Raw genomic sequence first — 21,220 nt, 5'->3', positions numbered from 1 at the left:
GGCCGGGCCGCGCGCCATCCTTTTCCACGACTGACGAGACAACGAGCATGACCCTTCTTTCCCGCCGCCTGTGCCTGGGCGCCGCCCTGCTGGCCGCCGCTGCCGCCGGGCAGGCCCAGAGCTACCCGAACCGGCCTGTGCAGCTGATCGCGCAGCAGCCGCCCGGCAGCGGCTCCGATGCCATCACGCGCGCCTGGGCCGACTGCGCGGCGCGCGGGCTGGGCCAGCCGGTGGTGGTGCAGAACCGGCCGGGCGCCAACGGCGTGCTGGCGGTCAACACCCTGAAGGCGCAGCCGGCGGATGGCTACACGCTGATGAGCATCGGCATGTCGCAGATGACCATCACGCCCTACGTGTACCGCACCGCGCCCTATCTGCCCGACAAGGACTTCGACGACATTGGCGTGCTGGGCACCACGCCGCTGGTGCTCACCGTGCCGGCCTCGCTGGGCATCACGCGGCTCGACCAGCTCGGGCCGCTGGCCAGGGGCAAGGCGGGCGGCCTCGATTTCGGCTCGCCCGGCAAGGGCAGCCCGGCGCATCTGCTGACCACCGCGCTGGTGGAGCGCCTGGGCGTGGCCGGCACGCACGTGCCTTTCGTGGGCGAATCCGCGGGCCTCACGGCGCTGATGGGCGAACAGATCCAGGCCATGACGCTCGTGATCGGCACCGCCGTGCCGCATCTCAAGGCGGGCAAGCTGCAGGCGCTGGCGCTCTTCGGCGCGCGGCGCTCGCCGCTCCTGCCGCAGGTGCCCACGGTCGCCGAGGCGCTGCCCGCGGCCGCGGAGCTGGCGCGCCCCTTGTGGATCTCCATCGTCGCGCGCGCCGGCACGCCGCCGGCCGTGCTCGCCCGCCTGAGCGAGGTCACGCGCGCCTGCAATGCCGACGCCGGCTACCGCACGCGCATGGAGGGGATGAACGTGACGGTAACCGACTCGCGCCCCGGTGAGGCCCGCGAATGGGCGGCGCGCGACGCGCAGGTCTGGCGTCCGCTGATCGACCGCCTGGGCCTGGCCACCGAGTGAATGCCACGCCGGCCGAAGCGGCGCTGGTGCGGCTCTCCCATGGGGGCCGCGTGCGTGGCCAGTGCACCGATGGAGGGGTGGCCTACCGCGGCGTGCCCTTTGCCCAGCCGCCGACGGGGGCGCTGCGCTTCGCGCCGCCCCTGCCGGCGGCCGGATGGCGCGGCGAGCGCGACTGCACGCAGCCCGGCCCGGCCGCCCCGCAAGTGCCGCGCGGCAACCCGGGCGCCGTGCTGGGCGATCCGGACTGCCTGCGACTGAACCTCTGGGCACCGGCCGGGGCGGCGCCCGGCGCGGCGCTGCCCGTGATGGTCTGGGTGCATGGGGGCGGCTTCATGCGCGGCAGCGCCAGCGAGCCGCTGTATGACGGCGCGGCCTTCGCGCGCGCCGGCGTCGTGTTCGTGGCGCTGCAGTACCGGCTGGGCGTGGACGGCTTCATGCACTTCCCGGGCGTGCCGGCCAACCGCGGGCTGCTCGATCTGCTCGAAGGCCTGCGCTGGGTGCGGCGCGAGATCGGCAACTTCGGCGGCGACGCAGGACGTGTGACGCTTTTTGGCCAATCCGCCGGCGGTGGTGCGGTCGCCTGCTTGATGGGACTGCCGGCCGCGCGCGGGCTGTTCCAGCAAGCGGCGCTGCAAAGCCCCAGCATCACCTGCCACAACCTGGCCGACGCGGCCTTGGCGCGCGAAGCCGTCGCCGGCCTGCTGGGGGTGCCGGCCACGCTGGACGCACTGGCGGGCGTGCCGCTGCCTGTGCTGCTGCGGGCCGTTCAGCGCCTGTCGGTCGATGCGGCCCTGCGCGTGCGCTGGGGCCTGGGCCCGCGCCACTTCTTTCCGTTGCGGCCGGTGGTCGACGGCGAGCTGCTGCGCGCGCCACCGGTCGCCGCCCTGCGCCGGGCGGCAGCGGGGCAGGGCGCGGTTCGCGGCGTGCTGGTCGGCGCCAACGCGCAGGAAATGCGCCTGTACCACGTGCCCGGCGGCGCCCTGGACCGCTTCACCCTGGCCGACGCGCGGGCGTTCGCGGCGCAGATGGGCCTGCCGCCCGGGGCGCCCGAGCGCTATGCGCCTGAGCGCGGCGCGGCCCATGCGGGCGAACTGCTGTGCCGGCTGCAGACCGACGGCTACTACCGTGCGCCTGCGCGGCAGATCGCCCGTGCATCGGAGGCCGCGGGGCGGCGCACCTTTTTCTACGAATTCGACTGGCACTCGCCGCAATGGAACGGCCAGCTGGGTGCGGCCCATGGCGTGGAACTGCCCTTCGTCTTCCGGACGCTGGACACGCCGGCCGGGCGTGAACTGGCCGGCCCGGCACCGCCCGCGGCGCTGGCGCAGGCCATGCACGGCGCGTGGCTGCGTTTTGCGCGCGAGGGCGACCCCGGCTGGCCCGCCTACACGGCTCGGGCGCCGTGGCAGCGGCGCTTCGACACGGTCTCGCACGACGAGTGCATGCCGGCCTCCGAGGCCGGCCTGGACCTGTGGGACGCCGCGGACGCCCCGGATGCCCCGGCCTGACCCCGTCCGTGGGTGACAATCCGCGCCCCAGATTCCCGAGGAGGCCCGCATGGCCAACCGACTCACGCAGATCGCCACGCGCACGGGTGACGACGGCACGTCCGGCCTGGCCGACAACACGCGCCTGCCCAAGCACCATGCGCGCTTCGCGGCGATGGGCGACGTGGACGAGCTCAATTCGCACATCGGCCTGCTGCTGTGCGAGCCGCTGCCCGGGCCCGTGCGGGCGCTGCTGGTCGACGTGCAGCACCAGCTCTTCAACCTGGGCGGCGAGCTGTCGATGCCGGGCCACGCGCTGCTGAAGGAAGAGGCCGTGCTGCAGCTGGACCAGGCGCTGGCCGACCACAACGCCGCGCTGCCACGGCTGCAGGAATTCATCCTGCCGGCCGGCACGCGCGCGGCCGCGCAGGCCCATGTGTGCCGCACCGTCGCGCGCCGGGCCGAACGCGCCGTGGTGGCGCTGGCTGCCCACGAAGGCGAGGGCGCCGTGAACGCCGCGCCGCGGCACTACCTCAACCGCCTGTCCGACCTGCTTTTCGTGCTGGCGCGCGTGCTCAACCGCATGGACGGTGGCGACGACGTGTACTGGAAGAGCGAGCGGCTGGCGCGCACGCAGCGCGACGGCGGCTGAGCACGGCCCGCATGGCCGGACACGGCGCATGCCAGGGCCCGCGCGCTGCGGGTTTCCACTCCCTTCGGCCTGTGGGGCGGTCGGCGACGTGCGCCGGGAGCGGCCCCTATCATGGCGCCCGATGAACGTTCAGGCCCGCTCCGCGCAGGACCCGGTCAAGGTCCAGCTCCCGCACACGCCGCTGCCGGCCTATTACGCCGACGAGGCCGAGCACACGCGGTACCTGCGCCGCATCTTCGATGACACGGCGCCCGACTACGACCGCATCGAGCGCGTGCTCGCCCTGGGCAGCGGCCCCTGGTACCGGCGCACGGCGCTGCAGCGCGCGGGCCTGGCCGAGGGGGCGCAGGTGCTGGACGTGGGCATCGGCACCGGCTTGGTCGCGCGGGAGGCGCTCGCGCTCATCGGCCCGCGCGGCCAGCTGGTGGGCGTGGACCCGAGCCCCGGCATGATGGGCGAGGTGGCGCTGCCGGGCGTCGAACTCGTGACCGGCCGCGCCGAGGCGCTGCCGCGGCCCGACGCCAGCGCCGACTTCCTGAGCCTGGGCTATGCGCTGCGCCACATCTCGGACGTGGGCGCGGCCTTCGACGAGTTCCACCGCGTGCTGCGCCCGGGCGCGCGCCTGCTGATCCTGGAGATCAGCAAGCCCGAAAGTGCCTGGGGCACGGCCGCGCTCAAGGCCTACATGCGCACCGTGGTGCCGGTCATCGCGCGCGTGGTGGCGCGCAGGAAGAGCACCACGCCGGAGCTTTGGCGCTTCTACTGGGACACCATCGAGGCCTGCATCGCGCCGGCCACGGTGATGGACGCGCTGCGCGCGGCGGGCTTTGTGGACGTGCGGCGGCACGTGGAGCTGGGCGTGTTCTCGGAGTACACCGCGACGCGGGGCCATTGACATTGATGCAAGGGCGCGTCGCTGGGCCCTGGCTGCCGGGACGCGGTGCCGACCGCAGGCGGCGGAAAGCCCCCACGGTGTGACCGAGTGGAACAGCGTGCTGCGCCTACGCGGCGGGCCGCGCGGCTTGCCTACCCTCTTCTGGCTTCGGCGCCGCGTCGTCCGCGCCGCCCATGCGGATCCACTTTTCAGGAGGCACCCATGCGCTCGTTCAATCTCAACCGTCGCCGTCCCCTCGGGCCCGGCACCGGCCTGCTGGCGGCCGCTGCCCTGGCCCTTGCAAGCGCCGCGCTGCCGGCCTTCGCGCAACCCAGCCAGCCGCCGCAACGCGCCCAGACCCTGCCGCAGCCCTCGACCGACGGCAAGGTGCTGGGCGGCGTGAAGAAGGGCACCGACGCGGCGGGCCGCGGCATCGACCGCGCTGGAGACGCCACGCTGAAGGGCGTCAACCGCGCGTCGGAAGCGGCGAGCCGGCCCATCCGCAATTTCGGGGAATGGCTGGGCGGCAAGCTGCCGAAGGGGCCGGCGCGGCCGCAGGATCCCGCATCTTCCGGAACTGGCGCCTGAGAAGGTGTGAACGAACCCCACATGCCCGCTCATCCCGCCCAGGTGCACGCCCTCATCGTTGCAAATGCTCGCCATAGCCCGAGCCATGGCTGCGCTTTGCGCCTCGATGGCGCACCCCTGGACGGTCTGCTTGGCCACGCCGGATTCATTCACACCTTCTGAGCCCTGGGCCTGGGGCGGGTGCCCGCCTTCGCCTCGCGTCCTCGCTGGCCTCGCCGCCGTCCAGACGCCCTTGTCCGGAACGCCGCTGGGGCATCGGGCCCTCTTCACCCAGCGCGCCCAGCTGTGACATTTGCTGACGCCAGCGCCTGAGCAAGTGCCAACTTTGTCACGATTTGCGCATGCAATGGCGTGAGAAAGTCATTCCCGTCACACATCAAGAACCCATCAACGAGCCGAACTTGTTGCAAGTCTCCTCGTGGGCCCGCTCAGGGCTTCTTCGCGGCCCGCCTTTCGAGCGGGCCTTTTTTCTGGGCGCGGCGGCTTGCGGGGGCCGCGGCGTTCAGCGCCGCCGGGGTGGCGCCGGCGATCGCCAGTGCATGAATTCGTCCTCGTGGCATTCGATGTCCAGCTCCTGCACGCGGCCCAGCAGCCGCTCCTGCGCGTCGCGGATCGCGTGGTTGTAGACGCTGGGGGCGATCTCCTGCAGAAAGAAATTGAGCATCGCGCCGGCCTGGATGTTGCCGATGCGCTGGCCCAGCTCTTCGTCGAAGTAGCGCTCGATGGACTGGACCGCCTGCTGGCGGACCTCGCGGGGCAGTTCGATGGACATGACGAAGAAAGAAAAGGCGGTGAGGGCGAAGCCGCAAGCATCGCACGCCGCCGGCGCTGCGCGCGCGACAGGCGCAGCGTCCGGCCGCCCCTATGCTGGGCCCATCGCTGCTGCTTCACGCTTCCATGAACGAGATCGAAACGAACACCCAGCCCCTGCTGCGCGCCATGGGCTTCGACCGGCTGCTGCACAGCGACCCGCAGGGCGTGGCGCGCGTGCGCTTCCTGCCGCGCCCGGAGTTCGCCCACACCGAAGGCACCATCGTGCAGGGCGGATTCATCACGGCCTGGCTGGACAACAGCATGGCCTTTGCCGTGGTCGCGCGCGAGCCCGGCGTGGGCCTGGCCTCTCTGGAGCTGAAGGTGAGCTTCCTGGAACGCGTGGGCGTGGCCCCGGTGGAGGCCGAGGCGCGCGTGCTGCGCTGGGGTGGCAGCGTGGTGTTTCTGGAAGCCTCGCTGTACTCGGCCCAAGGCCAGGTGCTGGCGCGCGCCTCGTCCACCGGCAAGCTGCTGCGGCCGCGCGCCCCGCGCTGAGCGCCGAAGGCAGCGGCCGCATCGCTTCCGGCACCTTGGCGAGGCCAGCGCCCGGCCGCTGGCTGCCCGCTGCCGATGGGCTCAGAAGGTGTGAATGAATCCGGCGTGGCCGAGCAGGCCGCGAAAATGCGACCGATCAAGGCGCAAAGCGCAGCCATAGCTCGGGCTATGGCGAGCATTTGCAACGCAGAGCGGGTGTGTTTTGGCGGAATGAGCGGGCATGTCGGGTTCGTTCACACCTTCTCAGGGCTTCTTCTTGTCGCGGCCCGGCTGCAGCAGCTGCGACACCTGCTCCACGTTGTCCTGGATGCGCTGGCGCACGATGTCGAAGGCTTCGGACTGCGACTTGGCCGCCACTTCGGCCAGCTCGCGCAGGTCGTTGAGCGCCTGCTGGAAGGCCGATCTGCCCATTTCGTCGAGCTTGGCCAGGTTGGCCGACATGTCCTGGCCCTGCATGCCCGAGACGGCGTCCTGCCAGTTCGTGATGGACTGGCGCAGCATCTCGGTCTGGCGCTGCACGACGGTCTGCAGCCCCTGGTACGAGCGCTTGTTGGCTTCCACCAGCGCCTCGATGTCCTTGCGGCCGTGCTCCATCAGCGTGGCCGCGGTGCCCGTGAGGTTCAGCGACTGCAGCCGCTCGGCCGCGCCTTCCAGGGCTTGCCGCATGGCGTTCTGCGCCTCCTGGAACTGGGCGGCCGGGTCGGCGCCGGGGGTGTTGTCCTTGGAGGATGCGGTACTGCTGGTCTTGCGGGTGGCCATGGGCTCTGTCTCCTTGAAGGGATGGATGGGAAACGAAACAGCGAATGCCCGTGCACGATACGCCGGCAGGCCCCCTATGCAAAGCGCCCCGTCACGGCCGTGGCGGGGCGCAGGGCAGGGCGCAGAAGAGGAAGGCCCACGCTCAGCGCGCGGCGGCGGGCGCTTCGGGCAGCTCGATCTTGATGTCCAGCACTTCCAGGTCGTCCTGCTTTTCCAGGTGCACCTTGATGTCGCCGGGCTGGATGGACACGTACTTCGAGATCACGGCCACCAGCTCGCGCTGCAGCTCGGGCAGGTAGTCCGGGCGCCGGCCGCTGAGGCTGGAGCGCTCGTGCGCCAGGATGATCTGCAGCCGGTCCTTGGCCACGCTGGCCGTCTTCTTCTTCTCGCCGAGCAGGAAGGAGAGAAAGGACATGGGCCTTACCTCCCGAACAGGCGCTTGAAGAAGCCGGGCTTCTCGGCCTCGACGAAGCGCATCGGACGGTCTTCGCCCAGGAAGCGCGCCACCACGTCGGTGTAGGCCTCGGCCACGTCGGTGCCCTTGTCGTGGATGGCTGGAATGCCCTGGTTCGACGCATTGAGCACCGTCTCCGATTCCGGGATCACGCCGATCAGCTTGATGCGCAGGATGTCCTGGATGTCTTCCAGCGACAGCATCTGGCCGTCGGCCACGCGGCCGGGGTTGTAGCGCGTGATCAGCAGGTGCTCCTTGATCGGCTCGCCGCCCTCCTTGGCCCGCTTGGTCTTGCTGCTCAGCATGCCCAGGATGCGGTCCGAATCGCGCACCGAGGACACCTCGGGGTTGGTCACGATCAGCGCCTCGTCGGCGAAATGCATGGCCATCAGCGCGCCAGTCTCGATGCCGGCCGGCGAGTCGCAGACCACGTAGTCGAAGTCCATCTCGCGCAGCTCGTTGAGGACCTTCTCCACGCCGTCCTGCGTCAGCGCTTCCTTGTCGCGCGTCTGCGAAGCGGCCAGCACGTAGAGGTTGTCGCACTGCTTGTCCTTGATCAGCGCCTGCTTGAGGTTGGCCTCGCCCTGGATCACGTTGATCAGGTCGTACACCACGCGGCGCTCGCAGCCCATGATGAGGTCCAGGTTGCGCAGGCCCACGTCGAAGTCGATCACCGCCGTCTTCTTGCCGGCCAGGGCCAGCCCGGACGCAAAGCTCGCGCTGGTGGTCGTCTTGCCGACGCCGCCCTTGCCCGAGGTCACCACCACGATTCTGGTCATTGCCTGAGTCCTCTTTTCTCTTCGATGAATGGATTGAGATTGTCCGAAAGCCCGCGCCTGGGAATCAGGACGCGATGGCTTCCATCAGCAGTTTTTCGTCGGCCAGGCGGATTTGTGCCGCCTTGCCCGCCACGCCGGCCGGCAGCGGCACTTCGGCGGTGCGGTAGATGCCGGCGATCGCGATCAGCTGCGCTTCCAGGCAGGTCGTGAAGATGCGCGCGTCGGCATTGCCGCGCGCACCCGCGATGGCCTTGCCGCGCAGCGGCGCGTACACATGCACATGGCCGTCGGCGATCACCTCGGCGCCGAAGTTCACCACCTCGGTCACGATCACGTCGCCCCCGCGCGCATACACCTGCTGGCCCGAACGCAGCGGCCGGTCGATCAGCAGCGTGCCGCCGGCAGGCACCGGCACCTCGCGCACGATCTGCGGCTCGGGGGCGGGTGCCGGGGCTGGCGGGCGCGTGACCGGCGCCGCCGGCATGGCGGCGATCGCCAGGCCGGCGGCGCGCGCGGCCTGCGCATGCGCGCCGTTGGCGCCGCGCACGGCCACGGGCTGGGTCTGGTGGCGCGACAGGATGGCGCGCAGCGACACGAAATCGATCGGCGCCTGCTGGTCCGCTTCGTTCAGCTGGGAAAGATCGATGACCACCGGCTCCTGCTCGAAGAAATCGGGCGAATCGGCCAGCTGGGCGTCCAGCGCCGTGCGCAGCACGCCGAGGTCACCGGTCTTGAGGATCACCGCGATCAGCGGCAGCGTCGCGCTCTTGAATTCGAACACCGCGCGGTGGCGCGCGGCGGAGGCATCGGTCATCGGAACGGGAAGGTGGAAGAAAGACAGGGCGTAGCAGGCCGCGCCCGAAGCGCCCGAGTCTAACGGCCCCTTCCCGCCATTTCCGGCGCGATCGGAGCGCTTCTTCCCGCCAACGCACAGCTGTTGCAGCAGGTTTCATCTTTGCCGGCTGCGTGCGGGGCGCGAGCCGCTGCAAGTCAGTTTCGTTTCGTAACCTCGCCGGGGGCTCCCCCACGGCGGCCGCGCCCGCCAGAATGGGCGGCATCCATACAAGAAGCATTCAGGGAGTTTGCAGATGGATCCGATCTTGGACATTCGGCCGGTCCGTGCCGACCTGTTCACCTACAGCCTGCGCGCGCCCGGGCAGCCGCCGCGGCTGGTGGACGATTATTTCGGCCCGCTCGAGCGCTGCCTCTGGGACGCCGGCGAGGCCCTGAACCACTACTTCGAGCGCGTGGAGCTGCATCTGGCGGGCCGGCCGCTGGGCGCCGTACCGCTGCAGCGGCTGCGCTGCCCGCGGCAGCGCCAGCAGCTGCTGGACTGGGTGGGCAACGGCCTGGCCGGCATCGGGCGGCGGCGCGACCCCGGCCCGGCGGCAGAGCCCGAAGGTGCCGACACCGCGCCCGGCCGGCCCGCGGCCTGATTTGCCTCGATCCGCCCTTCGAGCCCCTTTCGAACCCTTTTCGAGCCGCCCACCGCCGGCACCCCCGCGGGCGATGCGGCCGGGTGCGCCGAGGGGGCGGGTGCCCTGTTGCCGCCGCGACCGCATCGGCGTTTGTGCCAATGGGCCGGGCTCTGCGCCGCGGTACAAAGGATGCGCAGAAAGGGCCTGCGCATGGCCAGGTGCAGGCCCAAGAATCCAACTGCCAAGGAGGCACCCGTGAAGCATCTCAGTGGCCTGGACGCCACCTTTCTCCATTTCGAAACCCCCGAAATGCCCATGCACGTCGGTTCGCTGAACGTGCTGCAGCTGCCCGACGACTACGAGGGGGACTTCTACGAGGATGCCAAGGTCTTCATGGCCAGCCGCATCCATCTGGCGGATGTCTTCACGCGCAAGCTGGCGCTGATGCCCTTCGACCTGTCCAACCCCGTGTGGGTGGAGGACGACGACGTCGACATCGACTACCACGTGCGCCACATCACGCTGCCGCGGCCCGGCACCAACCGGCAGCTGCAGCAGTACGTGGCGCGGCTGCACTCCTCGCTCATCGACCGCAGCCGCCCGATGTGGGAGTTCTACATCATCGACGGCCTCAAGAGCGGCCATGTGGCGCTCTACACCAAGGTGCATCACGCGGGCATCGACGGCCAGGCCGGTGTGGCGCTGGGCAAGGCCATCTTCGACCTGCAGCCCACCGGCCGCGTCGTGAAGCCGCCGCGCGACAAGCCCCGCCGCGGCAGCTACCAGCTGGGCATGGCCGAACTCGCCACGGCCGCGCTGCGCAACACCGCGGCCCAGTACGTCAAGCTCTACAAGATGCTGCCCGCGCTGGGCAAGGCGATCAGTTCGCTGGCCACGCCCGGCGAGGGGCCGGGCGCCACGGACGTGCAGGAACTCGTCAAGCGCTTCGACATGCGCGCGCCGCGCACCGCCTTCAACGTCTCCATCACCAACCAGCGCAGCTTCGCGGGCCGCACCATTCCGCTGGCCGACACCAAGGCCATCGCGCGGCACTTCGGCGTGTCGCTCAACGACGTGGTGCTGGCCACCGTCTCGGGCGCGCTGCGCAAGTACTTCCAGGACAGCAACGACCTGCCCGAGCAGCCGCTGATCGCCGGCGTGCCGGTGAGCCTGCGCGAAGCCGGCGACGAGACCGCCAACAACCAGGCCAGCATGATGCTCGTGAGCCTGGCGACCGACATCAAGGACCCGCTGGAGCGGCTCAGGGCCATCAACAAGTCCTCCTCCGCCTCCAAGGCCACGGTCAACAAGTTCCGCGCCGTGATGCTCGACGACTTCCCGATGTTCGGTGCGCCCTGGCTCATGTCGGGCATGGCATCCACGATCGGCCGCTCGGGCCTCGTCAACGTGCTGCCACCGGCCACCAACGTGGCCATCTCCAATGTCGCGGGCGCCCCCTTCCCGATGTACTTCGCGGGCGCGCTGGTCACCTGCTACTACCCGGTGTCCATCGCCAGCCACGGCTGCGCGCTCAACGTCACGGTGCAAAGCTACAACGGCCGCATGGACTACGGCCTCATCGCCTGCCGCCGCGCGGTGCCCGACATCACCGAGATCGGCGACTACATGCTGGCCGAGCACCAGGCCCTGATGGCCTTGATGGAGAAGGTGCCGCCCGTGGCCGGCGATGCCAGCGCGGCCAAGGCCATGGACGCGTCGATCCCCAAGGCCGTGCTGGGCAACCTGGACCATGACCCGGAAGAGGTGCGGCGCCCGCCCGCCCCCACGAAGGCGGCTCCGCGGCGCAGCCCCGCCAAGGCTGCCGCCGCACCGGCGTCGGCAGAAGAAGGCGGCGCCGCACGCGCGGCCCCGGTCCGGCCGGCGCGCAAGCGCCCCGCGGCCAAGGCCACCGCCGACGCCCCCAAGCGGCTGCCTCCCGCCGCGCCGGCCAAGCGCGCGGCACGCAGCAAGAAGGCGGCGGCACCCGCCGCCGGCCGCTGAATCAGGTCCCCCACGCCCAGGAAAAAAGCCCGCCGGCAAACCGGCGGGCTTTTTCGATGGATGCCGCGCGCCGTGCTCAGGCGTTCCTGGCGCGGCCCAGCAGCGCCCACAGGAGGATGGCGCCGAAGGTCGCGGTGCCGATGCCGCCCAGCGCGAAGTCGCCGAACTTCAGCGTGAATTCGCCCGTGCCCAGGATCAGCGTGATGGCGGCGACGATCAGGTTGCGGTTCTCCGAAAAGTCCACCTTGTTGTCGACCCAGATCTTGGCGCCGGCCACGGCGATCAGGCCGAAGACCACGATCGAGACGCCGCCCATCACGGGCAGTGGAATGGCCTGGATCAGCGCGCCGAACTTGGGGGAAAAGCCCAGCACCAGTGCGATGAGGGCCGCCACCACGAACACGGCCGTCGAATAGATGCGCGTGGCGGCCATCACGCCGATGTTCTCGGCATAGGTGGTCACGCCCGTGCCGCCCGCGCCGCCGCTTACCACGGTGGCCACGCCGTCGGCCATGAAGGCGCGGCCGATCAGCGGGTCGAGGTTGCGGCCGGTCATGGCCGTCACGGCCTTCAGGTGGCCCAGGTTCTCGGCCACCAGGATGATGGCCACCGGCGCGATCAGCAGCATGGCGCTGGCCTGGAACACCGGCGCCGTGAAGGTGGGCGCGCCGAACCAGGCCGCGTTGGCGATGCCCGAGAAGTCCATCGGCTTGCCCAGGCCCAGGCCGTTGGTGAGCACGGCATACACCACGGTGGCCAGGATCAGCCCGACCAGGATCAGGAGGCGCTGCACCATGCCGCGCGTGAACACCGCGACCAGGCCCACGCAAAGGAAGGTCACGGCCTGCATCCAGGCGTCGAAATTGGTCGGCGCCATGTTCTTGATCGGCACCTGCGCGAGGTTCAGGCCGATCACCGCCACCACCGCGCCCGTCACCACGGGCGGCATGAAGCGCTCGATCCAGCCCGTGCCGATGGCCTGCACCAGCAGGCCGATCAGGAAATAGAGCACGCCGCAGGCCACGATGCCGCCCAGCGCCACGCCCAGGTTGGCATTCGGCCCCTGGCCGCCATAGCCCGAGGCCGCGATCACCACGCCGATGAAGGCGAAGCTCGAGCCCAGGTAGCTGGGCACGCGCCCGCCCGTCATCAGGTAGAAGATGAGCGTGCCGATGCCGCTCATCAGGATCGCGATGTTGGGGTTGAAGCCCATGAGGATGGGCGCCAGCACCGTGGCGCCGAACATCGCGATCACGTGCTGCACGCCCATGGCCGCGGTCTGCGGCCAGGGCAGGCGTTCGTCGGGCGCCACCACGGCGCCCGGGGTCATGGCGACTTCGCGCCAGCTGAACAGGCTCATGTTTCTCTTCTCCTCGTCGTGTCGAGCATGCGCTCGGGGTGTCGTTCTTCTTCAGTCGCGCGGCACGAGCATGGCCATCGTGATGCGCGAAATGCACACCAGCTCCCCGGCCTCGTTGGCCAGTTCGATCTGCCACACCTGCGTGGTGCGGCCGCGGTGCACCGGCCGGGCCGTGCCGGTCACCCAGCCGCTGGTGGCGGCGCGCAGGTGATTGGCGTTGATGTCCAGGCCCACGGCGCGGTGGCCCTCGGGCGAGGCGAAGTACGCCCCCATCGAGCCCAGCGTTTCGGCCAGCACCACCGATACGCCGCCGTGCAGCAGGCCGAAAGGCTGGACGGTGCGCTGGTCCACCGGCACCCGCGCGCGCAGGAAGTCGTCGCCGATCTCGATGAACTCGATGCCGAGGTGGCCGACGGCGGTGTTGGGAGACAGGTCGTTGAGCGCCTGCAGATCGATGGGTTTTTGCCAGATGGCCATGGGCGAAGGGAGGGGCGTTGAAAGTCGCAAAACTATAGCCACCGCCCGCCCTTCCTGCCGCGCTTTCGTGACCCGCGAGCCGGCGGGGCGCCGGCCGGGGGCGCGCCACGGCCTTCGCGGGCCGGGCGCGAGTCCCTACAGCGCGCACGGCGCGGCCTTGGTACGCTGCGCTGGTGACCCACCGCGCCCCCCCCACCGAGCCGACCGCAGCCGCGCCCCCTCTGGCGCGGCGGGGGGGCCGGCGCTGGCTGCTGGCGCTCGCCGTGCTGCTGGGCTTGCTGGCCGGCGGAGTGGGCCTGCTGGTCAGCCGCCTGCCCGACGGGCCGACGCTGGCGCGCCAGGCCGAGGCCGAATTCGAAAAGCGCTTCGGCATCGGCCTGGAGATCGGCTCGGCCGAATGGCGATGGCAGCCGGTGCCCCGGCTGGTGCTGGAGGACGTGCGCACGCGCCAGCCGCAGCCCATCACCCTGGCGCGCATCAGCGTCACGCCGCAATGGCGGCTGCTGTGGCAGCGCGAAATCGGCCTGGCCCGGCTGGAGGTGGACGAAGTGCGCCTGCCCAGCGCTTCGGTGCGGGCCTTCCGCGGCCGTGAAACGCGCGCGGACGACCCGCCCGCCGACGGCCGCTGGCATCCCGCGCCCGTACCCGTCGAACGCTTCGTGTTCCGTGACCTGCGCTGGGTCGACCGGCGCGGCATCGAGCTGGATTACGCCGGCCAGATCGATTTCGACCCCGGCTGGCTGCCGCGCGCGGCCGAGATCCGGCGGCCCGAGGTGGCGCCGCCGGTCGCGCTGCGGCTGCGGCGCGAGGACGCGCCCGCGCAGGCCTCGGCGGCGGCGACGCACGCATGGCAGGTGCAGGCCGACGCGGGCGGTGGCGGCTGGCAGGGCCGCGCGCAACTGCAGCAGGAGGAAGAGGGCGGCGCCCTGCGGCTGGACGCCGACCTGCAGCTGCGCGAGGTGGACGTGGCCCAGCTCGTGGCCGCCTTCGGGCGCAAGCCGGCGCTCGAAGGGCGCGCCAGCGGCCGCACCACGCTGCAGGCGCGCGGCGAGCGCCCGGGTGAGCTGCTGCGCAGCCTGCGCACGCGCACGCAGTTCCACATCGCGCCGGCCACGCTGCTGCGCTTCGACCTGGCGCGCACCGTGCGCACGCTGGGGCGCGAGCGCGCGGGCCAGACCGTGCTGGACGAACTCGAAGGCACGCTGCAGACCCAGGCCACCGGCGAGGGCACGCGCCTGCGCTACCACGACCTGCAGGCCCGCTCCGGCGTGCTCACGGCGCAGGGCCGGCTGCAGGTCTTCAACCGCCGGATGCAGGGCCGGCTGGCCATCGACCTGGTGGACGGCGTGGTGGGCGTGCCGCTGCAGCTGAGCGGCACCCTGGATTCGCCGCACATCGGCCTGGGCAGCGGCGCACTCGCCGGCGCCGCCGCGGGCACGGCCGTGCTGCCTGGTGTGGGCACGGCGCTGGGCGCCCGCCTGGGCCAGCAGCTGGAAGACTGGTTCGGCGACGAAGAAGACGAGGGTGGGGCGCCAGCGCCGCCCCGGCCGGCGCATCCGCCCGCCGACAAGCCTCGCGCCCGGCCCTGACGGCGCCCGCGCGTGGCCGGGCGGGTCTTCATCGCCGCCCCGCTCCTACGCGCATTGCCGGACTGTCCCACAGCCGCCGCCGGCGCTTGGGCCGACCCTTGGTCCTCCAGGCGCCCGCCGCGGGCCTCGAACCGTCGAGGCGCGGCCCGCGTCCCTCAGGAGATCCGCCCATGACCGATGCCGCCGATGCCGTTTCCCGCGCGCCTGCCGCCCCTGCGGCGGCGCCGCGCAGCCTGCCGCTGTCGGCCGACGAGCGCGCCAGCCTCATGCGGGCCGGCGCGCTGGCGCTGGACGCCGCCGGCCGCGAAGTGCTGATGGGCCTGAGCGCCGCGCAGTCGCAGCAGTACCTGGACTTCGTGCGCCGGCCCACGCAGGCGCCGGAGGACCTGGCCCGGCACCAGGCGCTGACCTTGCAGCTGGAGCGTGCGCGCCTGCGCCGCTCGGCCGAAGCGCCCGACCACCACAGCGCCGCGGCCCTGCAGGCCGCCATGAACGCCTGAGCTTTTCCCTTTTGCCTTCAGAGGAGATCACGACCATGACCCGCCAGCCGAACGACACCCCGACGAACGGTGCCGCGCCCGCCTTCGCCTTCCCGACCGCCAGCCATCCGGAAGAGGGCGAGAAGGTGCGCCCGCTGCCGAGCGCCCAGCCCGGCGAGGACCTGCTGGACGACGCGATCTCCCAGTCCTTCCCGGCCAGCGACCCGGTATCGGTCACCGTGAGCCCGGTGCCCCAGGACGAGGCGCAGAAGAAGAAAGACCGCGCCACGCCGGCCACGCCCTCGAGCGCGCCCTCGCCGCTGTGGGCGGTGGCGCTGGTGTCGACGGCTGCGCTCGGGGTGGGCGCGGCCCTGCTGTGGGGCCGCCACCGCAGGGCGCAGCAGCCGGCCGCCCGCATCGCCAACGGCCTGCGCGGCGCCTGGGCGCAGGCCGGCCGGCAGGTGGAGAAGGCCCGCAAGCAGGGCCTGCAGGAGCAAAAGCGCGTGCGCAAGTTGCTGCACGGCCTGCAGCGCTGACGCGCCGCGAGCGCTCAGCGCGGCGCGGCCGGAATCTGCAGGCCGCGGGCCACGGCCGGGCGCGCCACGAAGGCGTCCAGCACGCGCTGCACTTCCTGGAAGTCGTCGAAGCCCACCAGTTCGCGCGCCTCGTAGAAGCCCACGAGGTTGCGCACCCACGGGAAGATGGCGATGTCGGCGATGCCGTACTCGCTGCCCAGCACCCATTCCCGGCCGGCCAGGTGCCTGTCCAGCACGCCCAGCAGGCGCTTGGACTCGGCCACGTAGCGGTCGCGCGGGCGCTTGTCCTCGTAGTCCTTGCCGGCGAACTTGTGGAAGAAGCCCAGCTGGCCGAACATGGGGCCGATGCCGCCCATCTGGAACATCACCCACTGCAGCGCCTGGTAGCGCCCGGCGGCGTCCTTCGGAATGAAGCGGCCAGTCTTCTCGGCCAGGTAGACCAGGATGGCGCCCGACTCGAACAGCGCCAGCGGCTGGCCGCCGGGGCCGTCCGGGTCGATGATCGCGGGGATCTTGTTGTTCGGGTTCAGCGACAGGAATTCGGGCGACAACTGGTCGTTGCTGCCGAAGTCCACGCGGTGTACCTCGTAGGGCAGGCCCAGCTCTTCCAGCAGGATCGACACCTTCACGCCGTTGGGCGTGGGCAGCGAATACAGCTGCAGGCGCTCCGGATGCCGGGCCGGCCATTTCTTCGTGATCGGGAAGTCGGAAAGCGTGCTCATGCGAAGGTCCTCGTTGGCGGATCGGCCATTGTGGCCATTCGCAGGGCGCGCCGGCCGGCCGGCCGGCGAAGGGCTTGCGGTCGCGGGGGCATGCGGCGCGCGTCCTGCACGTCTGCGCACGCGCGCGCAGGCGTCGGCCGGCCGTGGCCGCCCGCGCCGGCCCCTAACGGGCGGCCGCGTCCACGGCCGGCAGCACCTCGCCGCGGCATTCGCCGAAGCCGATGCGCGCATGGCCGGCGCGCTGGCACCAGCCGCGCAGGACGACCGTGTCGCCGTCCTCGAGGAAGGTGCGCGTCTCGCCCGTGGCGGGCAGTTCGATGGGCTGCGTGCCGCCGCGCGAGAGCTCGACGATGGCGCCGGCCTCGCCGGGCGTGGGGCCGGAGATGGTGCCCGTGCCCAGCAGGTCGCCCGGCTGCAGGTTGCAGCCGCCCACCGTGTGCTGCGCCACCATCTGCGCCAGCGTCCAGTACTGGTGGCGAAAGCTCGTGGCCGAGAGGCGGTCGCCCGCATGGCCGGCGGCGCGGTGGCGCGGGCTCTGCAGCCGCACCTCGAGCTGCACGTCCACGCCGCCGTGTGCGCGGTTGGCCGGGCTGTCGAGGTAGGCCAGCGGCTGCGGCTCGTCGGCCGGCCGCTCGAAGGGCACGCGGTAGGGCGCCAGCGCCTCCATCGTCACGATCCAGGGCGAGACGCTGGTGCAGAAGTTCTTGCCCAGGAAGGGCCCGAGTGGCGCCATCTCCCAGAACTGGTGGTCGCGCGCCGACCAATCGTTGAGCAGGCACATGCCGAAGAGGTGCGACTCGGCCTCGCCAATGCCGATGGGCCGGCCCTGCGCGTTGCCGGGGCCGACGTAGAAGCCCATCTCCAGCTCGTAGTCGAGCCGGCGGCAGGGGCCGTACTGCGGCGCGCTGGCGCCGGGCGCCATCGCCTGGCCCCAGGGGCGGTGGAAGGGCGTGCCGCTGGGCACCACGCTGGAGGCGCGGCCGTGGTACGCGATGGGCAGCCAGCGGAAGTTGGGCGTGAGCGGATCGTCCGGCTTGAGCACCCGGCCCACGTTCAGCGCATGGTGCACCGAGGTGTAGAAGTCGGTGTAGTCACCGATCCGGCTGGGCAGGCCGAGCTCGGCCTGCGCCTGCGGCACGAGCGCGGCGCGCAACGCCTCGGTGGCCGGGCCCGTGGCGCCGTCGACCAGGGCGTCGAAGAGCGCGAGCCGCAGCGCATGCCAGGCCTCGGGGCCCATCGCCATCAGCGCGTTGAGCGTGGGCTGCGACGCGGCCCGCAGCGCCTGGCCCGCGAGGCCGGTGAAGGCGCCGGCCTGCGCAGCCGCCTGCAGGTCGATCACCTGGTCGCCCAGGGCCACGCCGCCGCGGAAGGCCTCCTGGCTGCCCGCGCGGCGGAACACGCCGAAGGGCAGGTTCTGGATCGGGAAGTCGCCGTCGGCGACGTTGGCCGAGGCCAGCCAGCTGCGCGCGTGCGCATCGTGGGTGCGGTCGAGCGCCATCGAGGCCGTCCCCTCAGGCCGAGGCCATCAAGGCCTCGTCGAAGATCGCGACGGCGCGCGTCCAGCCGGCCGATGCGCCCCGGATCTTGTGCGGGAAGCAGCTGATGAAGAAGCCGTGCGGCGGCAGCGCCTCGAGGTTGTGCAGCTTTTCGAGGTGGCAGTAGCCGATGTCGCGGCCGGCCTTGTGGCCTTCCCAGATCAGGCCCGCGTCCTGCGTCTCGCCGTACTTCTTCGCGGTGTGGACGAAGGGTGCGTCCCAGCTCCAGCCGTCGGTGCCGGTGAGGCGCACGCCGCGCTCCAGCAGGTACATGGTGGCCTCGTAGCCCATGCCGCAGCCGCTGGAGACGTAGTCGGGCTGCCCGTAGCGCTCGCCGGCGCGGGTGTTGACCACCACGATCTCCAGCGGCTTGAGCGTGTGGCCGACGCGCGCGAGCTCGGCCTCCACGTCGGCGGCCGTGACCACATAACCGTCGGCGAAATGGCGGAAGTCCAGCTTCACGCCCGGCTGGAAGCACCACTCCAGCGGCACCTGGTCGATGGCGATGGCGGGCTTCTTCTCGCCCAGCGCCTTGTCCATGGTGGAGTGGAAGTGGTAGGGCGCATCGAGGTGCGTGCCGTTGTGGGTGGACAGCTGCACCTGCTCCACCGCCCAGCCCTCGCCGTCGGGCAGGTCGGCCTTCTGCAGGCCGGGGAAGAAGGGCGTGATCTGCTCGACGGTGTTCTCGTGCGTGAAGTACTGGATCTTGGGCGCGAAGGGCGGCGGGTCGCTCAGCACGTCGTTCTCGAGGTAGATCGACAGGTCGACGAATCGGCGGGGCATGGCAGGTCTCCTTGGGGGTGTTCGTGGGGGTGGATTCAAGGCCGCTGCCAGCGCAGCAGGCGGTGTTCGGCCCAGGCCAGCAGTGCGTTGCTGACGAAGCCGATCAGGCCCAGCAGCACGATGCCGGCGAAGAGCTCGCTGGCGCGGAAGGCGCGGGCCGCCAGCAGGATGGCCTGGCCCAGGCCGCCCTGCGAGGCGATCATCTCGCCCACCACCGCCACGATCAGCGCGACGGTGAGCGCCAGGCGCATGCCGGCCAGGATGTCGGGCAGCGCGTGCGGCAGGCCGATCTTGAAAATGAAGGCGGTTCGCGACAGCTGCAGGCAGCGCGTCACCTCGGCCAGCCGTGCATCGACGGTGGCCAGTCCGTGCACGGTGGCCAGCAGCACCGGCCACATGGCACCGAAGGCCACCACCGCCAGCACCATGCGCGGGCTCAGTCCGAAGATCGCGATCGCCAGCGGCAGCACCGCCGACGCGGGCAGCGGGCGGACGAACTCCAGCATCGGCTGCAGCCAGTCGCGCGCCGTGGCCGAGGCGCCGATCAGCACGCCCAGCGCCACGCCGGCCAGCGAGGCCAGCAGCCAGCCCTGCAGCATGCGGCCGACGGTGTCCACGGTCCAGGCGGCCAGCTCGCCCTGGCCGTTGCCGCGCAGGTTGAAGCCCTCGGCCAGCGCGCCCCAGGTGGCCTGCGGCGTGGGCAGGAAGACGCGGCTCACCCAGCCCAGGTTGCTGGCCGCCCACCACAGCGCGATCACCGCGCCGAGCACCAGGGCGGAGCCCAGCCAGCTCGCCGACGTCGGGCGGTCGTTCATGCGGCCCCCATCCGGCGCGCGACATGCCGCTGCAGCCGCAGCATGGCGGCGTTGACCGCATAGCCCACCACGCCGATCCAGCCCAGCCAGGCCAGCATCAGCGCCGGGTCGAAGCTCTGCTGCGCGATCATCATGGCGTAGCCCATGCCGTGCGGGTTGGCGGCGATCTCCACCGTCACCGCCACCACCAGCGCGATCGCCACGCCCAGGCGCAGCGCGACGAACAGGCGCGCCGCGATGGCCGGCAGCACGATCTTGAAGGCCCGCTCGCGCGCCGACAGGCCCAGCACGCGGCTCACCTCCAGCAGGCGCGGCTCTACCTGCCGCACGGCCGCCTGCACCAGCAGCATCAGCGGCCAGAAGGTGGCGAAGGCGACGATGGCCAGCTCCATGCGCACGCCGAAGCCGAACATCAGCATGGCCAGCGGGATCAGCGCGACCGAGGGCACGGTGCGCAGCAGCTCGGTCGTCATGAAGCCCATGCGCGCCGCGCGCGCCGACAGCCCCAGCGCGATGCCGCCGGCCAGCGCCAGCAGGCCGCCCACGAGCAGGCCCAGCGCGGCCGTGCCCAGCGTGAAGCCGGTCGCCTGCCACAGCGAGCCGTCCATCGCCGCGCCGGCGAAGGCCTTGACGGCCGCGCTGAGCGGTGCCAGCGAATCGCTGCCCAGCGCCGCCGCGCGCCGCGCGTAGGCTTCGAAGGCACCCAGCAGCAGCGCCGGAATGACCCAGGGCCGCAGCCGGTCCGTCCACAGGCGCCGCTCAGCCATGGCCGTCCTCGATGAAGGTGAAGAGCTCGCGCCGCAGCCGCACGAACTCGGGGTGCTCGCGCGTCGTGAGCTGGTCGCGCGGGCGCGGGATCGGCACGTCGATCATGCGCGCCAGGCTGGGCCGCCCGGGGCCGGGGTTGGCCTGCAGCGCGATCACGCGGTCGCCCAGGTAGATCGCTTCTTCCAGGTCGTGGGTGACGAAGACGACGGTGAGGCCATCCTCGCGCACCAGCCGTGCGAGCTCGTCCTGCAGACCCTGGCGCGTCATCGCGTCGAGCGCGCCGAAGGGCTCGTCCATGAGCATCAGCTCGGGCCGCTGCGCGAGGCAGCGCGCGATCTGCACGCGCTGCTGCATGCCGCCCGAGAGCTGCAGCGGGAACTTCTGTGCGTGCGCGGCCAGGCCCACCTTGGCCAGCACCTCGGCGGCGCGCGCCGCATGCTCCGCCGCGGGCACGTGCGCGGCCTCGAGCGCCAGGCGCACGTTGCCTTCGACCGTGCGCCAGGGCAGCAGCGCGCGGCCGTAGTCCTGGAACACGAAGGCGATCTCGCGCGCGGGCTCGCTGATCGGCACGCCATGGCGCAGCACCTGGCCGCTGCTGGGCGTGACCAGCGCGCTGGCCGTGCGCAGCAGCGTGGTCTTGCCGCAGCCGCTGGCGCCCACGATGCAGACGAACTCGCCGCGCGCCACTTCGAAGCTGGTGGGCGAGAGGATCTCGCGCCCGCCCAGGCGGATGCTCACCGCGTCGAAGCGCAGCAGCGGCGCCGGGGCGTGGACGGCGGCGGCCGGCGCCGCCTGGGCCCGGCGCGTGGCCATG

Annotated in this window: 24 protein-coding genes; 11 read left to right on the top strand and 13 right to left on the bottom strand. The window is 71.7% G+C overall.

The genetic code is table 11. From position 1 onward, the window contains the following. Positions 1-47 precede the first annotated feature (47 nt). From LG388_RS06465 to LG388_RS06445, 5 genes are all read left to right on the top strand, one after another. Positions 48-1,025: a tripartite tricarboxylate transporter substrate binding protein gene (locus tag LG388_RS06465; protein ID WP_225782045.1), complete on the top strand. Its 978-nt coding sequence runs from the start codon at positions 48-50 to the stop codon at positions 1,023-1,025. Continuing rightward, positions 1,022-2,533 (top strand): carboxylesterase/lipase family protein, encoded by a 1,512-nt coding sequence (locus tag LG388_RS06460; protein WP_225782044.1) that lies wholly within the window; start codon positions 1,022-1,024, stop codon positions 2,531-2,533. Before LG388_RS06465 ends, LG388_RS06460 begins: the two co-directional genes overlap by 4 nt. Before the next feature lie 49 nt (positions 2,534-2,582). Next, positions 2,583-3,164, top strand: a complete 582-nt coding sequence (locus LG388_RS06455) for a cob(I)yrinic acid a,c-diamide adenosyltransferase (protein ID WP_225782043.1) — start codon at positions 2,583-2,585, stop codon at positions 3,162-3,164. Between the two features lie 121 nt (positions 3,165-3,285). Continuing rightward, positions 3,286-4,059: a class I SAM-dependent methyltransferase gene (locus LG388_RS06450; RefSeq protein ID WP_225782042.1), complete on the top strand. Its 774-nt coding sequence runs from the start codon at positions 3,286-3,288 to the stop codon at positions 4,057-4,059. Positions 4,060-4,260: 201 nt separating this feature from the next. Continuing rightward, positions 4,261-4,626, top strand: a complete 366-nt coding sequence (locus LG388_RS06445; protein WP_225782041.1) for a hypothetical protein — start codon at positions 4,261-4,263, stop codon at positions 4,624-4,626. Positions 4,627-5,128: 502 nt separating this feature from the next. Here the strand turns inward: LG388_RS06445 and LG388_RS06440 are convergent. Beyond that, a complete protein-coding gene (locus LG388_RS06440) occupies positions 5,129-5,398 on the bottom strand; it encodes a DUF2164 domain-containing protein (RefSeq protein WP_225782040.1) in 270 nt (89 codons plus the stop codon). Positions 5,399-5,523: 125 nt separating this feature from the next. On the opposite strand from LG388_RS06440, the gene LG388_RS06435 reads away from it, so the two are divergent. Further along, a complete protein-coding gene (locus LG388_RS06435; RefSeq protein WP_225782039.1) occupies positions 5,524-5,931 on the top strand; it encodes a PaaI family thioesterase in 408 nt (135 codons plus the stop codon). A gap of 243 nt (positions 5,932-6,174) precedes the next feature. Here LG388_RS06435 and phaP read toward each other — a convergent pair whose 3' ends face one another. The 4 genes from phaP to minC all read right to left on the bottom strand — a co-directional run bounded on the left by phaP (position 6,175) and on the right by minC (position 8,737). Beyond that, a complete protein-coding gene (phaP, locus tag LG388_RS06430) occupies positions 6,175-6,690 on the bottom strand; it encodes a TIGR01841 family phasin (RefSeq protein WP_225782038.1) in 516 nt (171 codons plus the stop codon). Between the two features lie 142 nt (positions 6,691-6,832). Next, the gene (gene minE / locus LG388_RS06425) at positions 6,833-7,105 is read right to left on the bottom strand and encodes a cell division topological specificity factor MinE (RefSeq protein ID WP_225782037.1); all 273 of its coding nucleotides are present in this window, start codon (positions 7,103-7,105) and stop codon (positions 6,833-6,835) included. A 5-nt stretch (positions 7,106-7,110) separates the two neighbouring features. Further along, positions 7,111-7,923 (bottom strand): septum site-determining protein MinD, encoded by an 813-nt coding sequence (gene minD / locus LG388_RS06420; protein ID WP_225782036.1) that lies wholly within the window; start codon positions 7,921-7,923, stop codon positions 7,111-7,113. A gap of 64 nt (positions 7,924-7,987) precedes the next feature. Then, positions 7,988-8,737, bottom strand: a complete 750-nt coding sequence (gene minC, locus LG388_RS06415) for a septum site-determining protein MinC (RefSeq protein WP_225782035.1) — start codon at positions 8,735-8,737, stop codon at positions 7,988-7,990. A gap of 274 nt (positions 8,738-9,011) precedes the next feature. Between minC and LG388_RS06410 the strand changes: the two genes are divergently transcribed. After that, entirely contained in the window at positions 9,012-9,359 is a 348-nt protein-coding gene (locus tag LG388_RS06410; protein ID WP_225782034.1) for a hypothetical protein, read from the top strand. Between the two features lie 237 nt (positions 9,360-9,596). Then, a complete protein-coding gene (locus tag LG388_RS06405; protein WP_225782033.1) occupies positions 9,597-11,342 on the top strand; it encodes a wax ester/triacylglycerol synthase family O-acyltransferase in 1,746 nt (581 codons plus the stop codon). Positions 11,343-11,418: 76 nt separating this feature from the next. On the opposite strand, the gene LG388_RS06400 is transcribed toward LG388_RS06405, so the two are convergent. After that, positions 11,419-12,702, bottom strand: coding sequence for a solute carrier family 23 protein (locus tag LG388_RS06400; protein ID WP_225782032.1), 1,284 nt, complete (start codon positions 12,700-12,702; stop codon positions 11,419-11,421). Positions 12,703-12,753: 51 nt separating this feature from the next. Beyond that, the gene (locus tag LG388_RS06395; protein ID WP_225782031.1) at positions 12,754-13,179 is read right to left on the bottom strand and encodes a hotdog fold thioesterase; all 426 of its coding nucleotides are present in this window, start codon (positions 13,177-13,179) and stop codon (positions 12,754-12,756) included. Between the two features lie 173 nt (positions 13,180-13,352). Here LG388_RS06395 and LG388_RS06390 point away from each other — a divergent pair, with 173 nt between their 5' ends. The 3 genes from LG388_RS06390 (at position 13,353) to LG388_RS06380 (ending at position 15,783) form a co-directional block, all read left to right on the top strand. Further along, complete coding sequence (locus tag LG388_RS06390; protein WP_225782030.1) at positions 13,353-14,768, top strand: AsmA-like C-terminal region-containing protein; 1,416 nt, start codon at positions 13,353-13,355, stop codon at positions 14,766-14,768. 170 nt (positions 14,769-14,938) lie between these two features. Beyond that, on the top strand, positions 14,939-15,268 hold the full coding sequence (locus LG388_RS06385) for a hypothetical protein (RefSeq protein ID WP_225782029.1): 330 nt from the start codon (positions 14,939-14,941) through the stop codon (positions 15,266-15,268). Between the two features lie 35 nt (positions 15,269-15,303). Then, positions 15,304-15,783 carry a hypothetical protein gene (locus LG388_RS06380; protein WP_225782028.1) on the top strand — a complete coding sequence of 160 codons (480 nt, stop codon included), beginning with the start codon at positions 15,304-15,306 and terminating at the stop codon, positions 15,781-15,783. A 14-nt stretch (positions 15,784-15,797) separates the two neighbouring features. Here the strand turns inward: LG388_RS06380 and LG388_RS06375 are convergent, their stop codons facing one another. The 6 genes from LG388_RS06375 to LG388_RS06350 all read right to left on the bottom strand — a co-directional run bounded on the left by LG388_RS06375 (position 15,798) and on the right by LG388_RS06350 (position 21,219). After that, complete coding sequence (locus LG388_RS06375) at positions 15,798-16,505, bottom strand: glutathione S-transferase N-terminal domain-containing protein (protein WP_225782027.1); 708 nt, start codon at positions 16,503-16,505, stop codon at positions 15,798-15,800. 163 nt (positions 16,506-16,668) lie between these two features. Beyond that, a complete protein-coding gene (gene fahA / locus LG388_RS06370) occupies positions 16,669-18,003 on the bottom strand; it encodes a fumarylacetoacetase (RefSeq protein ID WP_225782026.1) in 1,335 nt (444 codons plus the stop codon). A gap of 13 nt (positions 18,004-18,016) precedes the next feature. Further along, a complete protein-coding gene (locus LG388_RS06365) occupies positions 18,017-18,823 on the bottom strand; it encodes a cyclase family protein (protein WP_225782025.1) in 807 nt (268 codons plus the stop codon). Between the two features lie 35 nt (positions 18,824-18,858). Beyond that, complete coding sequence (locus tag LG388_RS06360) at positions 18,859-19,638, bottom strand: ABC transporter permease (RefSeq protein ID WP_225782024.1); 780 nt, start codon at positions 19,636-19,638, stop codon at positions 18,859-18,861. Continuing rightward, the gene (locus LG388_RS06355; RefSeq protein WP_225782023.1) at positions 19,635-20,405 is read right to left on the bottom strand and encodes an ABC transporter permease; all 771 of its coding nucleotides are present in this window, start codon (positions 20,403-20,405) and stop codon (positions 19,635-19,637) included. The genes LG388_RS06360 and LG388_RS06355 overlap by 4 nt, the downstream gene beginning before the upstream one ends. Then, on the bottom strand, positions 20,398-21,219 hold the full coding sequence (locus tag LG388_RS06350) for an ABC transporter ATP-binding protein (RefSeq protein WP_225782742.1): 822 nt from the start codon (positions 21,217-21,219) through the stop codon (positions 20,398-20,400). The genes LG388_RS06355 and LG388_RS06350 overlap by 8 nt, the downstream gene beginning before the upstream one ends. Between the last annotated feature and the right edge of the window lies 1 nt (position 21,220).

Origin of the sequence: Xenophilus sp. Marseille-Q4582 (assembly GCF_916700565.1) — a bacterium.
Classification (GTDB): domain Bacteria; phylum Pseudomonadota; class Gammaproteobacteria; order Burkholderiales; family Burkholderiaceae_C; genus Xenophilus.
Note: the sequence above shows the minus strand (reverse complement) of the source record. Positions and strands in the feature narration are given on the sequence as shown.